Source organism: Streptomyces sp. NPDC013187 (genome assembly GCF_042899705.1).
Classification (GTDB): Bacteria; Actinomycetota; Actinomycetes; order Streptomycetales; family Streptomycetaceae; genus Streptomyces; species Streptomyces hawaiiensis_A.
Window position 1 is genome coordinate 1 of record NZ_JBIBAF010000027.1, and the last position, 16797, is coordinate 16797.

Annotated in this window: 13 protein-coding genes and 1 pseudogene; 10 read left to right on the forward strand and 4 right to left on the reverse strand. The window is 70.1% G+C overall.

Going from position 1 to position 16797, the window contains the following annotated elements; all coding sequences use genetic code 11:
- Positions 1–706: 706 nt before the first annotated feature.
- The 3 genes from ACFY5B_RS37455 to ACFY5B_RS37465 all read right to left on the reverse strand — a co-directional run bounded on the left by ACFY5B_RS37455 (position 707) and on the right by ACFY5B_RS37465 (position 4657).
- Positions 707–1519 carry a type 1 glutamine amidotransferase gene (locus tag ACFY5B_RS37455; protein WP_389979039.1) on the reverse strand — a complete coding sequence of 271 codons (813 nt, stop codon included), beginning with the start codon at positions 1517–1519 and terminating at the stop codon, positions 707–709.
- A gap of 120 nt (positions 1520–1639) precedes the next feature.
- Positions 1640–3076: an amino acid permease gene (locus tag ACFY5B_RS37460; protein WP_389979042.1), complete on the reverse strand. Its 1437-nt coding sequence runs from the start codon at positions 3074–3076 to the stop codon at positions 1640–1642.
- Between the two features lie 225 nt (positions 3077–3301).
- Positions 3302–4657 (reverse strand): glutamine synthetase family protein, encoded by a 1356-nt coding sequence (locus ACFY5B_RS37465; protein WP_389979045.1) that lies wholly within the window; start codon positions 4655–4657, stop codon positions 3302–3304.
- A 268-nt stretch (positions 4658–4925) separates the two neighbouring features.
- Here ACFY5B_RS37465 and ACFY5B_RS37470 point away from each other — a divergent pair, with 268 nt between their 5' ends.
- The 10 genes and pseudogenes from ACFY5B_RS37470 to ACFY5B_RS37515 all read left to right on the forward strand — a co-directional run bounded on the left by ACFY5B_RS37470 (position 4926) and on the right by ACFY5B_RS37515 (position 14969).
- Positions 4926–5501 carry a MarR family winged helix-turn-helix transcriptional regulator gene (locus ACFY5B_RS37470; RefSeq protein ID WP_389979048.1) on the forward strand — a complete coding sequence of 192 codons (576 nt, stop codon included), beginning with the start codon at positions 4926–4928 and terminating at the stop codon, positions 5499–5501.
- 216 nt (positions 5502–5717) lie between these two features.
- Positions 5718–7184, forward strand: a complete 1467-nt coding sequence (locus tag ACFY5B_RS37475; protein WP_389979051.1) for an aldehyde dehydrogenase — start codon at positions 5718–5720, stop codon at positions 7182–7184.
- Positions 7177–8106, forward strand: a complete 930-nt coding sequence (locus ACFY5B_RS37480; RefSeq protein ID WP_389979054.1) for a 3,4-dihydroxyphenylacetate 2,3-dioxygenase — start codon at positions 7177–7179, stop codon at positions 8104–8106. The genes ACFY5B_RS37475 and ACFY5B_RS37480 overlap by 8 nt, the downstream gene beginning before the upstream one ends.
- 29 nt (positions 8107–8135) lie before the next feature.
- Positions 8136–8981 carry a fumarylacetoacetate hydrolase family protein gene (locus tag ACFY5B_RS37485; protein WP_389979057.1) on the forward strand — a complete coding sequence of 282 codons (846 nt, stop codon included), beginning with the start codon at positions 8136–8138 and terminating at the stop codon, positions 8979–8981.
- A 42-nt stretch (positions 8982–9023) separates the two neighbouring features.
- Complete coding sequence (locus ACFY5B_RS37490; RefSeq protein WP_389979060.1) at positions 9024–10388, forward strand: pyridoxal phosphate-dependent decarboxylase family protein; 1365 nt, start codon at positions 9024–9026, stop codon at positions 10386–10388.
- A 158-nt stretch (positions 10389–10546) separates the two neighbouring features.
- Positions 10547–11353, forward strand: a complete 807-nt coding sequence (locus ACFY5B_RS37495; protein WP_389979063.1) for an acetoacetate decarboxylase family protein — start codon at positions 10547–10549, stop codon at positions 11351–11353.
- 19 nt (positions 11354–11372) lie between these two features.
- Positions 11373–12863 (forward strand): aldehyde dehydrogenase, encoded by a 1491-nt coding sequence (locus ACFY5B_RS37500; RefSeq protein ID WP_389979066.1) that lies wholly within the window; start codon positions 11373–11375, stop codon positions 12861–12863.
- Positions 12860–13567, forward strand: coding sequence for a gamma-glutamyl-gamma-aminobutyrate hydrolase family protein (locus tag ACFY5B_RS37505; RefSeq protein WP_389979069.1), 708 nt, complete (start codon positions 12860–12862; stop codon positions 13565–13567). Before ACFY5B_RS37500 ends, ACFY5B_RS37505 begins: the two co-directional genes overlap by 4 nt.
- A gap of 342 nt (positions 13568–13909) precedes the next feature.
- Positions 13910–14538 (forward strand): annotated as a pseudogene (locus ACFY5B_RS37510) (MBL fold metallo-hydrolase); the annotation flags it as partial.
- A gap of 5 nt (positions 14539–14543) precedes the next feature.
- Positions 14544–14969 (forward strand): nuclear transport factor 2 family protein, encoded by a 426-nt coding sequence (locus tag ACFY5B_RS37515; protein ID WP_389979072.1) that lies wholly within the window; start codon positions 14544–14546, stop codon positions 14967–14969.
- A gap of 923 nt (positions 14970–15892) precedes the next feature.
- Here ACFY5B_RS37515 and ACFY5B_RS37520 read toward each other — a convergent pair.
- A complete protein-coding gene (locus ACFY5B_RS37520; RefSeq protein WP_389979075.1) occupies positions 15893–16717 on the reverse strand; it encodes an SDR family oxidoreductase in 825 nt (274 codons plus the stop codon).
- Between the last annotated feature and the right edge of the window lie 80 nt (positions 16718–16797).

The window sequence follows — 16797 nt, forward strand, 5'->3', positions numbered from 1 at the left end:
GCGAACCGACAAGCTCGCGATCGCCTACCAGGCCGCACTCCACCTCGCGGGCATCCTCATCTGGACCCGACCCTGACCAAAGAGACAGAACCTAGGTCCTGGCTGGCGGATCATGCTGGCGACGCTGGTAAGCCCATCTTCGCGATGCAGCGCCGCAGCTTTCCTCCGACTTGATCCGCCGGCCAGGCCCCCGGTCGGCCGTCACTCGCCGGCGATCGTCTTCCAAGCTTCCCGGAAGAACGTCTTGCCGGCTTCGAAGAACGCCCCCTTCAGGAAGTCGCGACGCAGCGGCGCACCTGGGAGGACCCGCGCGACACCCCGCTGCAGCGGCTCGGCGACGACCTGCGCGCACCGGCCGGCACGGGCCGAGTGAGCGGGTGAGCCGGCGGGGGCGGGGCAGCACCGGACCGGGCCGTACGGCAGCGCTGCCCCAAGGCGCCTACACACCCGCCGCGCCGGTACAGCAAGGGGCCGACGGCACGCTGGTGGTGGCCTTCCACGGGGACGACGGCCGCCGCGCCACCTTCGACGTCTCCCGGCTGCCGCTGCCGGGCTGGCACCGGGCCACCCGTATCACCGGCAGGCGGTCATCACCCGGAGGGCGTGCGGTGAGGAGAAGGCAGGTGGGGATCGGCGACCAGGACCGTTCCATGGGATCTCAGCGCTCCGCCGGGTGCCCACTCGGTACCTGCTCGCCGCCCTGTCCCTATTCGCCCGGCCCGGTGGCGCGCCACGCGGCGGCCGACCGGTTTGCCGGCGGCTCTGGTGACGGCGGTGCGGCAGGGAGGCCGATGTTTTTGCTGCCGACGGCACGGGCCGGGGAGACCACATGGTCGAGGAAGGCGTCGACCAGGCGGTAGGCGTTCTCCCGTGCCACCGGTTGCATGGCGTGGCTGCATGCGACCAGTTCTTCCGGATCGATGCCGAGCCGCGCGCACTGCTCGGCGCCGCCGAAGTCGACCCAGCGCCGCACGACGGCCGGAATCGCCTCGGGGTGGAACTGGACCCCGAGCGAGTTCCCCACCCGGAACGCCTGGGTGCACACGTCGTTGCGGGCCATTTGCGTGGCGCCGGGCGGCGGGACGCAGCGGTCGTAGTGCCACTGCATCCAGGGGCCGGGCGGTATCAGGGCGGGGTCGTCGGTGTGGATGTCGACCCAGCCGATCTCGGGACGCGGGGCGGCCTCCACGGTCCCGCCGAGGGCGATGGTCAGTGCCTGGGCGCCGAAGCAGATGCCCAGTACGGGGATGCCGTGGTGGTGAGCCTCGCGCAGCAGGGCGAGTTCGCCGCCGATCCAGCCGCCGACCGTGGCCTCGTCGTACACCGACCAGGGGGCGCCGAGCGACACCACCAGGTCCCAGCCGTCGGCGTCGGGGAAGTCGAACCTCAGGTGGGGTGTGTGGTGCCGCTCATACGGGACGACTGTGAGGAGTTCGAGTTCGTACCCGCGCTGGACGAGCCTGTCTCCTACCAGTCCGGGCTCCGTCACGTGGTCGTGCCGGATGACGAGTGCACGCACGAGGAGCTCTCCTTCTGCGGAAGTTGGGGGGCTGGCGCAGTTCCGGTGTGTCCCCAAGGCGCTCAGACGCCGTAGGGAGGGTGTCGGCAGGGCTGCAGCCGCCGTCGGGGGAGACTCGCGCTACGGCTTGGCCTGGTTCCTGGCCCATGCGGTGCGGATGGCCGCGGCGATCAGGACGAGTGCGGTGAGGGCGGCGGTGGAGAGCAACTGGGTGCGTGCGTCGGTGTCGGTGCACATCAGGGCGAGGACACCGGTCATGCCGGCCAGGGCGGTCCAGCTCAGCCAGGGGTGGCCCCACATGCGCACGGTCGGCGTCCCGCCGGGGGTGTGCTCGGCAATCTTGCGAAGGCGCAGTTGGGCGAGGGCGATGGCGATCCAGACCACGAGGATGATGGCGCCGATGGTGTTGAGGAGGAAGGGAAGAACGCGGTCGGGGGCGAGGAAGTTGAGGACGACCGCGATGAAGCCGAAGGAGACGGAGGCGAGGACGGCCACGCGGGGGACGCCTCCGCGGGAGACGTTCAGGAGACTTTGTGGGGCGTCGCGGCGCTGGGCGAGGGAGAAGGCCATACGGGAGGCGCCGTAGAGGTTGGAGTTGAGTGCGGAGAGCAGGGAGGTGAGGACGACCACGTTCATCAGTCCGGCGGAGGCCGGGATACCGATGCGCTGCAGGACGCTGACGAAGGGGCTGGTGGCGGCGGAGGCGGAGTTCCAGGGCAGCAGCAGCACCATCAGGGCGACGGAGCCGATGTAGAACAGCAGCAGGCGGGCGATGACGGTGCGGGTGGCCTTGGCGACGGCCTGGGAGGGGTCGGGGGATTCGGCCGCGGCGATGGTGACCAGTTCCATGCCCCCGAAGGAGAAGACGACCGCGAGGAGTCCGGTCAGCACGCCGCTGATGCCGTGCGGGAGGAAGCCGCCGTGGCTGGTGAGGTTGGTCAGTCCCACGGGGTGGCTGCCGGGCAGCAGGCCGAAGACGGCGAGGGTGCCCAGGACGAGGAAGACGACGACGGCGGTGACCTTGATGGCGCCGAACCAGAACTCGAACTCGCCGAAGTGGCCGACGTTGAAGAGGTTGACGGCGGTGAGGGTGGCCATGAAGGCCAGGACGTAGGCCCACTGAGGTACGGCCGGTATCCAACTGTGGGCGATGGCGGCCGCTCCGGTGGCTTCGGCCGCCACGACGACGACCAGGAGCCACCAGTACAGCCAGCCGACGGTGAAACCGGCCCAGCGGCCGAAGGCTTTCTCGGCGTAGACGGAGAAGGATCCGCTGTTGGGCTGGGCGACGGCCATTTCCGCGAGCATGCGCATGACGAGCACCATGAGCAGGCCGGCCAGGGAGTAGGAGATCAGGATGCCGGGTCCGGCGGTGTGGATACCCGCTCCGGCGCCGAGGAACAGGCCGGCGCCGATGGCGCCGCTGATGGCCAGCATGGTGACGTGGCGCCGCTTGAGGCCGGTGCCCAGGACGGGGGCGCCGGGCTGGGGGCTGTCCTCGTTCTGTGAGTCTGCCGGGTGGGACGGGCTGTGGTCGGTCGACGTACGAAATGCCATGGGTAAACCTTCGCAAGGGGTGGACTGGCGTACGGACACGGCATCCCGCTGCGGCGGGGTGCGGCGAAGGGCCCGGCCCGCGCAGTGCGGCGCGGCAGGAGAAGGCCGCGACAGGCATGCGGGGGCTGCGCTGCGGCGACGGGCGGTCGGCGGGACGCAGGTGGAAGGAGGGCAGGGCGCCGAGCAGGTGCGGAACCCTGTGGTCGAGTCAGGGATGTGGGGCTGTCAGTTGATCTGGGCGTACTCGCGGAACTCCCAGTCGGTGACGTGCTTGTGGAAGCGGGCGAGTTCGTCGCGCTTGAAGGTGAGGAAGGCATCGACGAAGGACTTGCCGAGGATGTCGGTGAGCTGGTCGTCGGCCTGGAGGGCGTCTAGGGCTTGGCCGAGGTCGGTGGGCAGCTTGGTCGCGGCGTCGGTGTCGGCGGCGTGGCCGGTCGCCGGGGCGGGAGGCTCGGTGGCGGTGGTGATGCCGAGGTGGATGGCGGCCAGGAGCCCGGCGATGGCGAGGTAGGGGTTGGCGGTGGCGTCGCCGAGGCGGACCTCCAGCCGGGAGGCGGCACCGCGCTCGGGCGGGATGCGCACCATCGCGTTGCGGTTGTCCAGGCCCCAGTTGATCAGCCAAGGGGCGGTGGTGTGGGGGCCGAACCGCTTGTAGGAGTTGACGGTGGGGTTGAGCAGCGCGGACAGAGCGGGCGCGTGGGAGAGGACGCCGGCCAGGGCGTGACGGGCAGTGGCCGAGAGGCCGTGGGCGTCGCGGGGGGCGTCGAAGACGTTGGTCCCGTCCGCGTCGACGAGGGAGACGTGCAGGTGGAAGCCGGACCCGCCGCCATCGTTGAACGGTTTGGCCATGAAGGTCGCCAGCCGACCCTCGGCGCGGGCGAGTTCCTTGACGGCGGCCTTGAACCGGAAGGCACGGTCGGCGGCGTCCAGGGCCTCGGAGTGGTTGAGGTTGATCTCGAACTGCCCGCCGTCGAACTCGCGGTTGCCGCCGCTGACGTCCAGACCGAGCGCGTGCAGGGCGCGCGCGGTGCGCAGGAGGTGCCCGTCCGGGTCGGCCCGGCGGCCGGTGGTGTAGACGTTGCCCGGGGCGGGGGCGTAGCGGCGCCACCCGGTGGGCGCGTCGGTGTCCGGCTCGAGCAGGACGTATTCCAGTTCCGGGCCCACGAGTGCGGTCAGGCCCGCGTCGTTCAGGCGGGTGAGGACCTGGCGCAGCAGGTCCCTGGGCGATTCGGGCACGCTGCGGCCGGTGGCCGGGTCGAGGACGTCGCCGATGCACCACGCCACGTTCGGCTCCCACGGCAGCGGGACGGCGGTGTCCAGGTCTGGGCGCACGAGGATGTCCGGCATGCCCGCCTCCAGGCCGCCGGCGATGTCGGAGTGATCACCCAGGGCGCCGGTGTGGTAGACGGCGCGGCTGAAGGCGAGACCGTGTCCGGCAGCGTGCGGCAGATGGTGCAGCAGGATGTCCCGGCTGCGGTCGGACCCCATCAGGTCCGGGTAGGCGACGCGGAGGACATCGATCCCCAGGGCGTCCAGCGCCTCCATCGTCTGTCGGACCTGAGGGTCTGTGTGGGCGCTCAAGGATGCTCCAGTGGTGCGGCGATAAGCAGGATTCTGTCCGATGTGCCCGCGCGGTTTCTGCGGCTCGATGTCCGGCCGATGGCGTCAGGGGCAATCATTTGACGCCAAACGATAAGAGCCGGACGCACCGCCCACAAGAGGGTCAGTAAATTTTGCTCACTTCCATCCACTGACCGAAGGCCACTGCGGCCGAGTGACTGCGGGATACATTTGGCAGCAAACGAACATGTCGGCGGCTCCGCGTCGCCCCGACGCGAAGGAGGGCCCTGTGCCCGGGCCTCGTCGATCCATCACCGAGACCGAGCAGGTCATACAGCAGCGGCTGGGCGGCCTGGTACTGCAGCGCGAGGCCATGGCCGCCGTGGGCAACATCCACCGGGCCGCCGCGGCCGTCCGCAGCCATCTGGAGAACTCGGTGCTCCGCCCACATGAGCTGACCTGGACCAGCTTCGTGGTGCTGTGGGTGCTGTGGATCTGGGGCGAGGCCGAGACCCGATCCGTGGCCGAGGAGGCGGGCATCTCCAAGGGGACGCTGACCGGCATCGCGCGCACTCTCGAACCGCGCGGCCTCGTGGCCCGCTCGCCCCACCCCGAAGACCGTCGCCGGGTCCTGCTCTCCCTGACCCCCGAGGGGGAGAAGCTCATGGAAGAGCTGTTCCCGGCCTTCAACACGGAGGAGGCGTTCGTCTCCGCCCCGCTCAGCCCCGAGCAGTGCCTCCAGCTCGCCGACAGTCTGCGCGCCATCGTCGGCCGCCTCGAAGAGCACGGCGAGCAGCGCCGGCGGGAGCTGCTCGCCGGTGAGGACCTGGCCCCGCGGCGCTCGGGTCGCCGCCCGCGCCCGTAGCCGCGCCGCCGAAGTCCGGCCTGCCCGCGGCGCGCTCGGCCTCAGGTGCCGCGATTCTCGTCAGAGGAGGCGTGCACACTCCCGGCGCAGGGGGCCTCTGCCCCCACGCGGGCACACCGCCTCGTATCGTTTGATCCCAAATAATTTATCGGACATCCCTTGACACTTCCCAGCTCCCGTTATTTATTTGGGGCCAAACGAACTGGAGGTTGGGACATGACCCGCGATCCCGAAGCTGTCATCGCCGGGGTAACCGTTGACACCCGGCACTGGATCGGCGGCGAGCGCGTCGCCTCCACCGAGACATTCACCGACATCTCGCCGATCGACGGCAGCGTTCTAGGTGAGATCGCCCGGGGTACCGCGATGGAGGCCGCTGCCGCGGTGGCCGCCGCGAAGGCCGCTTTCCCCGGCTGGGCCGCCACCTCGCGCGCCGAGCGTGCCCGGATCCTGCACGCGATCGCCGACGGTGTGGAGAAGCGTCTGGAGGACCTGGCGATCGTCGAAACGTGCGACAACGGTGCCCTGCTGCGCTCCCACCGGCGCGGTGTGATGCCCCGAGTCGCGCACAACTTCCGCTTCTTCGCCGACTGGCTGCTGAAGCTGGACCACGAAGACTTCGAGACGCGCGGCCACACCAACCACGTCAACTGGGATCCGGCCGGCCCCTGTGTGCTGATCACCCCGTGGAACGCCCCATTGATGCTGGCCACCTGGAAAGTCGCCCCGGCGCTCGCGGCCGGCAACACCGTGATTCTCAAGCCCGCCGAGTGGTCCCCGCTGACCGCCTCGCTGCTGGCGGACATCGCCACCGAGGCCGGTCTCCCCGCCGGGGTGCTGAATGTCGTGCAGGGCTATGGCTCCGAGATCGGTGACGCGCTCACCTCACACCCCGACGTACGGCGCATCAGCTTCACCGGCTCCGTGCCCACGGCCAAGCGGATCTCGGCCTCGGCCGCCGCCAACCTCACCCCGCTCAGCCTCGAACTGGGCGGGAAGTCACCGCTGCTGGTGTTCACCGACGCCGACCTGGACCTCGCGGTCGACCTGGCGGTGGAGCAGTACGACAACGCCGGACAGGTCTGCCTGGCGGGCACCCGGCTGCTGGTCCAGGAGCCGATCGTCGAGGAGTTCACCCGCCGCTTCGTGGAGAAGGCGAGCGCCCTGAAGCAGGGCGACCCCCGCGACGAGGCCACCGACATCGGCCCCAATATCCACACCCGCCAACTGGAGAAGATCGACGGCTTCGTGCAACGCGCGCTCGCCGCCGGGGCACGCGCGGTCATCGGCGGCCACCGCAAGGACGGCCAGTACTACGCGCCGACCCTGCTCACGGACGTCGCCCAGGACTCGGAGATCGTGCAGGAGGAGGTCTTCGGGCCGGTACTGACCTTGCAGACCTTCACCACCGAGGAAGAAGCCGTACGCCTCGCCAACGGCACCCGCTTCGGGCTGGCCGCCACCGTCGCCACCGGTGACCCGGAGCGCGCCGAGCGCGTCAGTGGACAACTGGTCGCGGGCACGGTGTGGATCAACTGCTTCTTCGTCCGCGACCTCCAGGCCCCGTTCGGCGGTTCCCGCCTCTCCGGGGTCGGCCGGGAGGGCGGCACCTGGAGCTTCGACTTCTACTGCGACGTCAAGAACACCGTCACCGCCCCGAAGGGATGGCAGGACCATGGGTGAGATCGTCGGGGCGGGCCTGCTCGCCCATGTCCCCACCATCGTGCTCCCGAAGGAGGAGCGGCTGGCGCTGAACGAGGGCAAGGAGATCACCCTCGTCACCGGCCTGCAGCAGCTTCGTGAAGACGTCTTCGAGCGCGACGACTACGACACGGTCGTCGTCCTCGACTCCCACTGGGCGACCACGGTGGAGTTCGTGGTGACGGCGCAGGACCGACGGGCGGGGCTGTTCACCTCCGAGGAGCTGCCCCGCGGCATGTGCCGGATGCCGTACGACTTCCCCGGCGACCCCGAACTCGCCCACAACATCGCCTCGTTCGCCGACAAGCGCGGCACCTGGATCACCGCGATCGACGACGACTACCTGCCGATCTACTACGCCACCATCAACCTGTGGAAGTTCCTCGGCGAGGGCCTGCCCGGCAAGCGGTGGGTGACCATCGGCGTCTGCCAGACCGGCGACATGGAGGACCACCTCCGCCTCGGCCGCGCCCTGGCCGACGGGATCGCCGCCACCCCGGGACGCAGGGTCCTCGTCATCGCCTCGGGCGCCCTCTCGCACACCTTCTGGCCGCTGCGTGAGATCCGGGAGCACGAGGCCAGCGACCCCGCGCACATCTTCACGCCCGAGGCCCGCGCGGCCGACGAGAAACGCATCGCCTGGTTCGAGGAGGGCCGGCACGACAAGGTCCTCGACACCATGGACGAGTTCTGGAAGTACAAGCCCGAGGCCAAGTTCTTCCACTACCTGATGATGGCCGGCGCCCTCGGCGAGCAGGACTGCGTGGCGAAGGCCCGCCGGTACGGCGAGTACGAGAACTCCGTCGGCACCGGTCAGGTCCACCTCTGGTTCGACCGCCCGGCCACCGGCTGGACCGGCCGCGGACCGGCCGCCGCCACCTCACACACCCCGCGCGCCCTCTGAGCATCCTCCCCGCATCCAGGAGCCCCGCCATGCCCGAATACCGCCGCATTCTGCTCGACGGCGCCGCCGTCCAGGTCACCGTCGAAGGTGACGAACTCCTCGCCGCTGACGGCCGCCGTGTCAAGACGGAGGAGGCCCAGCACCTGCCCCCGGTCGTCCCGTCCAAGGTGATCGCCGTCCACCTCAATCACCGCAGCCGTGTCGACGAGTTCGGTATCGACCTCCCAGCCACCCCCACCTACTTCCACAAGCCGACCTCCTCTCTCAACTCCCACAAGGGCGCGATCGTCCGCCCCGAGGGCTGCAAGTGGCTCAACTACGAGGGCGAGGTCGCCATCGTCATCGGGAAGACCGCACGGAACATCTCCCCGGCCGAGGCGGGCGAGTACATCGCCGGCTACACCGTCGCCAACGACTACGGCCTGCACGACTTCCGCGACACCGACGCCGGCTCCATGCTCCGCGTCAAGGGCTCCGACACCCTCTGCCCCCTCGGCCCCGGCCTGGTCACCGACTGGGACTTCCACGGCAAGGCGCTGCGGACCTACGTCAACGGCAAGGTCGTCCAGGACGGGTCGACGGACGAGATGCAGTGGGACATGCACTATCTCGTCGCCGACATCGCCCGTACCATCACCCTCTACCCCGGCGACGTACTGCTGTCCGGCACCCCTGCCAACTCGCGCCCGGTCCGGCCCGGCGATGTCGTCGAGATCGAGGTCGAGGGCCTCGGCCGTCTCACCAACCACATCGTCACGGGCCCGACCGCCATCCGTAGCGACGTCGGTGCGCAGCCCACCGAATCCGAGGAAGTGCTCTCCACCGCGCTGGGCGGCGACTGGGAATTCCGCGGCATCCGCCCGCCCAAGCGCTGAGCCCGAACACGTCAACACGCGAGATCACGGAGGAGTGACGAGATGGATCTGAACAAGTGGCTGGCCGCGGCAGCCGCGTCGAACGCCGAGTGGGCGAAGACATTCGGCCCCTTTAACCCGCATCCGGCACTGGCCGTCGACGACAGCCGGTTCGCCGCCGCGTTCGAGGTCTTCACCGAGCGGCTGAAGGACAACTACCCCTTCTTCCACCCCCGCTACGCGGGCCAGATGCTCAAGCCGCCCCACCCGGCAGCCGTGGTCGGCTACCTGACCGCGATGCTGATCAACCCCAACAACCACGCCCTGGACGGCGGGCCGGCCACCGCCGCCATGGAACGTGAGGTGGTCCAGCAGCTGGCCACGATGTTCGGCTACGACACCCACTTGGGGCACCTGACCACCAGCGGCACCATCGCCAACCTGGAGGCCCTCTTCGTCGCCCGCGAACTGCACCCCGGCAAGGGCATCGCCTACAGCACCGAGGCCCACTACACGCACGGCCGGATGTGCGGCGTCCTGGGCGTGGAGGGCTCCCCCGTCCCCACCGACGACCTCGGCCGCATGGACCTCGACGCGCTGGAGGAGCTGCTGCGCGGCGGACGGATCGGCACGGTCGTACTCACCGCCGGTACGACGGGGCTCGGCGCTATCGAGCCGGTCCACGAGGCCCTGGCACTGCGCGAGCGTTACGACGTGCGCATCCATGTCGACGCCGCCTACGGCGGATTCTTTACCCTGCTGGCCGGCGCGGACGGCCCCGAGGGCCTGCCGGCCGAACCCTGGCAGGCCGTCGCCCAGGCCGACTCCATCGTGGTGGACCCGCACAAGCACGGCCTGCAGCCCTACGGCTGCGGCGCCGTCCTCTTCCGCGACCCCGCTGTCGGCCGCTTCTACCTGCACGACTCGCCGTACACCTACTTCACCTCCGACGAACTCCACCTGGGCGAAATCAGCCTGGAGTGCTCGCGCGCGGGCGCGGCGGCCGCCGCGCTGTGGCTCACCTTCCAGCTCCTGCCGCCCACGCGCGACGGGCTGGGCCAAGTGCTCGCGGCCGGCCGGCGGGCGGCGCTGCGCTGGGCGGACCTGATAGAGGACTCCGAACATCTGGAGCTCTACCAGCCCCCGCAGCTCGACATCGTCAGCTACTTCCCCGTGACCGCGGGCAACACGCTGTCCGGCATCGACGCGGCCAGCGACCGGATCCTGCAGGAAGGCATGACCGACACCCAGGACCCGGTCTTCCTCAGCACCCTCCGCGTCGGCGCCGAGCGCTTCACCGCCCGCCACCCGAAGATCACCGCGGACGCCGACGGCGCACGAATCCTGCGCAGCGTGCTGATGAAGCCCGAGTCCGAGACCTACGTCGAGCACCTGCACCAGCGGCTGGAGCAGCTCGCCCGCTCATGACCACCGCGGGCGCCACCGGCTCACCCCGGCCCAGCCGACGGTGAGCCGTAAGCCGGGCGCCCGGCCCGAACTTCACGCGTCGGCACACCACTTCCCCCGTCCGCCGCGTCTCGCGCAGGTGGCGTACCTGCCTCTGCTGAACTCCCTGGAGTGACGACATGTCCAGTGTCCGTGGCTACTTCCACCCCAAGACGGCGACCGGTGCCTCGTCGCTGATCCCCTCCCCGCCGTGGCGCTACTCCGGCGACCTGCTCACCGTCGAGTACCGCACCGACCCGGCACGGGTGCGGGAGCTGTTGCCCGAGCCGCTGGAACTCGCCGACGAGGACCCCGGCGCGGTGGCGCTGATCTGGGCCGACTGGCAGTCCTGCTCCGCCTCCGGCATCGAGTTGCTGGACCCGGTGCGCGCCCAGTACAAGGAGGCGTTCGCGGTCGTCCGCTGCACGTACAAGGGGCAGACCTACACCCGCTGCGTGTACATCTGGGTCGACAAGGACTTCGCGATCGCCCGCGGTCTGCACCAGGGGTATCCGAAGAAGCTCGGGTCCATCCACCAGACCCGCCCGCACCCCTACGGCCCGGCACCCCGCATCGAGGCCGGCGCCCGGTTCGGCGCGACCCTCGCCGCCGCCGACCGGCGCCTGGCCCAGGCCGTGGTGACCTTGCGGGAGCCGTCGGAGACGAACGGGTTCGTCAACGCCCACCCGATGGCCCATCACCGCTGGCTTCCCTCGATCGAGAAGGGCAAGGGCCTGGCCCTGGACGAGCTGATCGAGTCCGGCGCCACCTCCTTCGAGGGCGGTCAGGCGTGGGTCGGCGACGCCGACCTGGAGCTGTTCGAGTCACCCACCGAGGAGCTGGCCCGCCTGGAGATCCGCGAGCCGATCGCCGCGTACTACCGCCAGGTCGGCGTGGTCTGGGACGGCGGCCGACTGCTTGAGTCCGGCACCTCCGGCGCCGAGTGACTAGGCAACCGGAGACACCATGCGCAACGCCACCCACGAAGAACTGCTGACGCGGGCCAAGGCACTCAACCTGCCCACCCAGCACCACATCGACGGCCTGGCCGAAAGCGGCAGTGGGGCGACATTCGCCGTCGTCGCGCCCCGGGACGGACAGATCCTCACCCACGTGGCCGACGCAGGCGAGGCCGAGGTCGGTCTCGCGGTCGCGGCCGCACGACGGGCCTTCGACTCCGGCCCCTGGCCACGCCTGGCCCCCACCGACCGCGGCCGGATTCTCCTGCGGATCGCCGAACTCCTCGACGAGCGACGCGAGGAACTGGCGCTGACAGTCAGCCTGGAGATGGGCAAGCCCGTCACCGACGCCTACGACATCGAACTGCGCGCCGTCATCAACACCTTCCGCTGGTACGGGGAGCTGGCCGACAAGCTCACCGACGAGTCCCCACACACCGCCCCCGACGCTCTGGCCCTCATCACCCGAGAACCCGCCGGGGTCGTCGGCGCGGTGGTGCCGTGGAACTTCCCGCTCACCCTGGCCGGCTGGAAGGTCGCCCCGGCCCTCGCCGCGGGCTGCACCGTCGTCCTGAAACCGTCCGAGTCGTCCCCGCTGTCGGCGCTGCTGCTGGGCCGCATCGGCACCGCCGCCGGCCTGCCCCCGGGCGTCCTCAACGTCGTCACCGGCGACGGCCCGACCGCCGGCCGGGCGATCGGCCTGCACCCGGACATTGACGTACTGGCTTTCACCGGCTCCACCGCCGTCGGCCGCCACTTCCTGCACTACGCCGCCGACTCCAACCTCAAGCAGGTCTGGCTGGAACTCGGCGGCAAGTCGCCGAACATCATCCTCCCCGACGCCCCGGACCTGGAGAAGGCCGCCGCCACCGCCGCGTGGGGCATCTTCTTCAACCAGGGCGAGATGTGCACCGCCCCCTCCCGGCTCCTCGTGCACTCCTCCATCGCCGAGCAGGTCACCGAGGCCGTCGTCCGGCGGGCGCGGGAACTCAAGGTCGGTGACCCGCTCGCCCCGGCCACGGAGATGGGTGCCCTGGTCTCGGAGGCCCACCTGGACCACGTCCTCGACCACATCGCCACCGGCCAGGCAGCGGGCGCCCGACTGCGCACCGGCGGCGAGCGCACCCTCACCACCACCGGCGGCAGCTTCCTGCAGCCCACCGTCTTCGACCGCGTCGACCCGGGCATGCGGCTGGCCCGCGAGGAGATCTTCGGCCCCGTGCTGTCCGTCCTGACCTTCGACGACCTCGACGAGGCGGTACGGCTGGCCAACGCCACCGAGTACGGCCTCGCCGCCGGCCTGTGGACCTCCGACCTGTCCACCGCCCACCAGGTCTCCCGCGCCCTGAAGGCCGGCACGGTCTGGGTCAACTGCTACGAGGAGGGTGACCTCACCGTCCCCTTCGGCGGCATGAAGCAGTCCGGCAACGGCCGCGACAAGTCCGCCCACGCCCTGGAGAAGTACACCGAGCTCAAGACCACCTGGATCCAGCTGTGACGCGCCCGCTGATAGCCATCCCGGCCCGCTTCTCCGCCACCACCTCCGCCCTGCGCTACGCCGCCGAGGTCAACGCCCGCGCCCTCGTCGAGGCCGTCTGGCGGGCCGGCGGCGAACCGGTGAGCATCCACCCGACCGACCCCGCCGAAACCGACGTCGCCGCCCGGCTCACCCGCTTCGACGGCGTCCTGCTCCCCGGCGGCGGCGACCTCGCCCCGCACCGCTACGGCGCCGCCGACACTCACGACGCCGTCTACGACGTCGACGACCTCCAGGACGCCTTCGACCTGAAAGTCGCCCGCGCGACATGGAACTTGGGACTTCCCTTGCTGGCGATCTGCCGCGGCCTCCAAGTCGTCAACGTCGCCCTCGGCGGCACGCTAGAGCAGGACATGGGCGGACCCGACCGCGAGCACCGCCATCTGCTGCACCCGGTGACCATCCGCTCAGGAACACGGACGGCACACGTGGTGGGCGCCGACAAGATCGAGGCGTCCTGCTACCACCACCAGCGGGTCGACCGCCTCGGCGACGGCCTGACCGTGGCCGCCACAGCCGAGGACGGCACGATCGAAGCCCTCGAACTACCCTCCGCGCAGGGATGGTTCACGGCCGTGCAGTGGCATCCGGAGGACACCGCGCATCATGACCCCTTTCAGCAAAACCTGTTCGACGCCCTGATACGTCATGCCCGTTCCCACTGAGCAGCCCGGAGGGTGCTTCGGCAACTCGCCGCCACGCGGGCATGTCCAAAGCTCCGCGCCGGTCCTCGCCGCCGAACCAGAGGCTCCACAAGACCTCAGCGGCAGAAGCACAGCACGGCCGCCCCGGTCGCCGGCCGGCAGGGCGACGGCCGTGGCACGTCTGGGCGCACCGCTCATCACCCTCCACTGACGCCGGTCCGCCCCGGCGGACCGGCGTCCTGATCGCTTCGAGGAAGCCGACATCCTGCAGGCCAGCGGCCGCCCTGCGCGGCCCTGCCCTGCAACTGGACGTGGCCGGCATGGCCCGCAACACAGTGGCGCGATGCCTTCCTGGACGGGGCGGTGGTCGTCAGCCACGGGGACCCCGACTTCTACTTCGGCGCCGAAGTCATCGCTGACGCCTTCCCCGACGCGCGCTTCGTCGCCACACCGCTCGTCATCGAGCACATCCAGCACTCCTACGAGGGCAAGCTCAAGGCATGGGCGGCCCTGGGCGCGAACCTGCCGACCCGCCTGGTCGACCTCGAGCCGCTGACCGGCGATCTGACCCTGGAGGGCCACCGCTTCGAGCTCAAGGGCGGCCCCGCCCAGCTGCCCGACCGCCACTACCTGTGGCAGGCCGAGCAGCGCGCCATCCTCGGCGGAGTCCTGCTGTTCCAGCAGGAGCACGTCTGGGTCGCCGACACCCCCACCCCCGAGCACCGCTCCGCCTGGGTGCGGCTGCTGGACGAGATGGCCGCGCTCCAGCCCGAACTGGTCGTGCCCGGCCACCGCCTGCCCGGCACGCCCGCCGACGCGTCCGCCATCACCGCCACCCGCGACTACCTGTCCGCCTCGAAGAGGAACTGGGCAAGGCAGCCGACGGCGCCGCGCTCACCGACGGCCTCGTGGCGCGCTACCCCGATCACGGCATGCTCATCGCCGCCCAGATCGGTGCGAAGGTCACCAAGGGCGAGATGACGTGGGGCTGACCGCCATGACGACGCACGACAGCACCGACTTCGCCACCTCCATCGCCCCCGCCGACGTCGTACGCCGCCAGTACCTCGCCTCGGCCGCCGGGGACCTGGAAGCCCTGCGTGCCACCCTCGCCCCGGATGTGGAGTGGACGGAGATGGCCGGTTTCCCCCTCGCCGGTACCTACCGCACGCCCGACGGCGTGACGGCGAACGTGATGGAGAGGCTCGGCAAGGACTGGGACGACTGGATCGTCCATGACGACACCTACGTCGTCGACGCCGAGAACGTCGTCGTCCTCGCCCGCTACACGGCAGTCAACAAGGCCACCGGCAAGCCGATCGACGTCCGAGTCGCACACCACTTCGTCGTCCGTGGGGGACTGATCGTCCGCTTCGAGCAGTTCGTGGACACCGCCCTCATCCGCGAGGCCATGACGGACTGACCCGCCGCGGCACCGCATGGTGACCGCGGCGTACGAGTGACGGTAAAGCGTTCGGCGTGATTTTCAGGACAGTCTCGGCCCTGTTCAGACATCCAGGGTGAACAAAGCAGTCGCCGCTATAGCGTCACGCAAAAGGCCCGAAAAGGCGGGACCTGGCCGGGACGGGCACCGGGTGCGGGACGACCGGGCGCCCCCCGCCTGGCGGCTACAGTTCGCCGTCGTGACCGCTGGACGGGGGCCAGCCCGTACACCACCTCTCAGGACGCCGACGTTACGACCTGCCCTACGACGTCCCGGTCTCGCCTACCGCGTCGTGCAAGAGGTCCTCACCAACATCCGCCGCCACGCCGCCGGCTCCACCGAGATCACCGTCCGCCTCACCCATCACCGCCAGGCCCTCGAGGTGACCGTGCTCGACAACAAAGGGGACGGCAACGTGCTGCCTGCCGCGGCCCGTGGCACGGCTGATCGCCGAGACGAGGCCAGGGGTGAGCAGCCGTCGTACATCCCTTCGGTGTATGCGGCTTTGGCCGGATGGAAATCACCACCCGCAAACCCGGGACCAGGGGGTCCACCTGCCTGCGCTGCGCACAGCACAGCACATGGATGAACGCTCGCCATCCCACGCCGCCCTCTCCGGCTTCCGCGACGACGCGCAAACATCGGGCGGCGCGCTGCTGCCCCGCCCGGGCGGTCCCAGAACCTGCCGCCCCTACCGTGCCGCACCCTTCACCTGGGCTACCGCCCAGACCTCCCGTATCACCGGCAGTCGGTCATCATCAGGAGGCCGCGCGGTGAGGAGAAGGCCCAGGGGGATCCGTCCCACGGTGGGGTCGAAGGTGCCAACCCAACCCGGCCTGCGGTGCGTCAGGGCCGGAGGCCGGGCGGCAGCACGGAGCAGGAGGAGACGCCTGAACCGGCGGTTATGCGGCGTCGCCCTGAGCCTGGGTGGCGACGTCGGCCCATTCCTCCCAGGTCTTCAGCCGCTCCGCGTAGACCTGCGGGACGAAGTGGAGCGGGAAGTCACCGAAGAAGACCCGCAGCGGCGGGTTCTCGGCGTCCACAATCTTCAGCAGGGCAGCGCCGGCTGCCGCCGGGTCGCCGTTCTGGACGTTGCTCATGTTGGCGACCACAGCGGCGTGCAGCTCTTCGTAGACGGGCAGGTGCTCGGAGAAGGCGGCGGAGGAGCCGCCCCAGTCGGTGGCGAAGCTGCCGGGCTCCACGAGGGTGACCTTGATCCCGAAGCCGGCGACCTCCTGCGCCAGGGAGTCGGTGAGCCCCTCCAGGGCCCACTTGGAGGCGTTGTAGCCGCCGACGAGGGGGAAGGTGATGACGCCGCCGATGCTGGAGATCTGCACGATGTGGCCGCTGCCCTGCGCCCGCAGGATGGGCAGGACGGCCTGGGTGACCCACAGGGCGCCGAAGAAGTTGGTCTCCATCTGGTCGCGGACGTTGCGCTCGGTCAGCTCCTCGACCGCACCGAAGAGTCCGTAGCCGGCGTTGTTGACGATGACATCCAGGCGGCCGAAGTGCTCGTGCGCCCGCTCCACGGCCTCCAAGGCGGCGGTCTTGTCGGTGACGTCCAGGGTCAGCGGGAGGATCGCGTCGCCGTGCGCGGTCACCAGGTCCGCGAGGGAGTCGGTGTTGCGGGCGGTGGCCGCGACCTTGTCGCCGCGCTCCAGGGCTGCCTGGACGAACTGGCGGCCGAAGCCGCGCGAGGAGCCGGTGATGAACCAGATCTTGCTCATGGGAAACTCTCCCGTTCGAGATGAAGTCTTACAAGAGGACTCTACGTCATCCTGATACTAAGTATCAACATGAGTTGTCG

What these genes read in the sequence shown, in the direction of transcription:
- ACFY5B_RS37460 (WP_389979042.1), bottom strand. Translation starts at nt 3,076, where the DNA reads ATGGCATTTCGTACGTCGACCGACCACAGCCCGTCCCACCCGGCAGAC.
- ACFY5B_RS37475 (WP_389979051.1), top strand. Translation starts at nt 5,718, where the DNA reads ATGACCCGCGATCCCGAAGCTGTCATCGCCGGGGTAACCGTTGACACC.
- ACFY5B_RS37480 (WP_389979054.1), top strand. Translation starts at nt 7,177, where the DNA reads ATGGGTGAGATCGTCGGGGCGGGCCTGCTCGCCCATGTCCCCACCATC.
- ACFY5B_RS37485 (WP_389979057.1), top strand. Translation starts at nt 8,136, where the DNA reads ATGCCCGAATACCGCCGCATTCTGCTCGACGGCGCCGCCGTCCAGGTC.
- ACFY5B_RS37490 (WP_389979060.1), top strand. Translation starts at nt 9,024, where the DNA reads ATGGATCTGAACAAGTGGCTGGCCGCGGCAGCCGCGTCGAACGCCGAG.
- ACFY5B_RS37495 (WP_389979063.1), top strand. Translation starts at nt 10,547, where the DNA reads ATGTCCAGTGTCCGTGGCTACTTCCACCCCAAGACGGCGACCGGTGCC.
- ACFY5B_RS37500 (WP_389979066.1), top strand. Translation starts at nt 11,373, where the DNA reads ATGCGCAACGCCACCCACGAAGAACTGCTGACGCGGGCCAAGGCACTC.
- ACFY5B_RS37515 (WP_389979072.1), top strand. Translation starts at nt 14,544, where the DNA reads ATGACGACGCACGACAGCACCGACTTCGCCACCTCCATCGCCCCCGCC.
- ACFY5B_RS37520 (WP_389979075.1), bottom strand. Translation starts at nt 16,717, where the DNA reads ATGAGCAAGATCTGGTTCATCACCGGCTCCTCGCGCGGCTTCGGCCGC.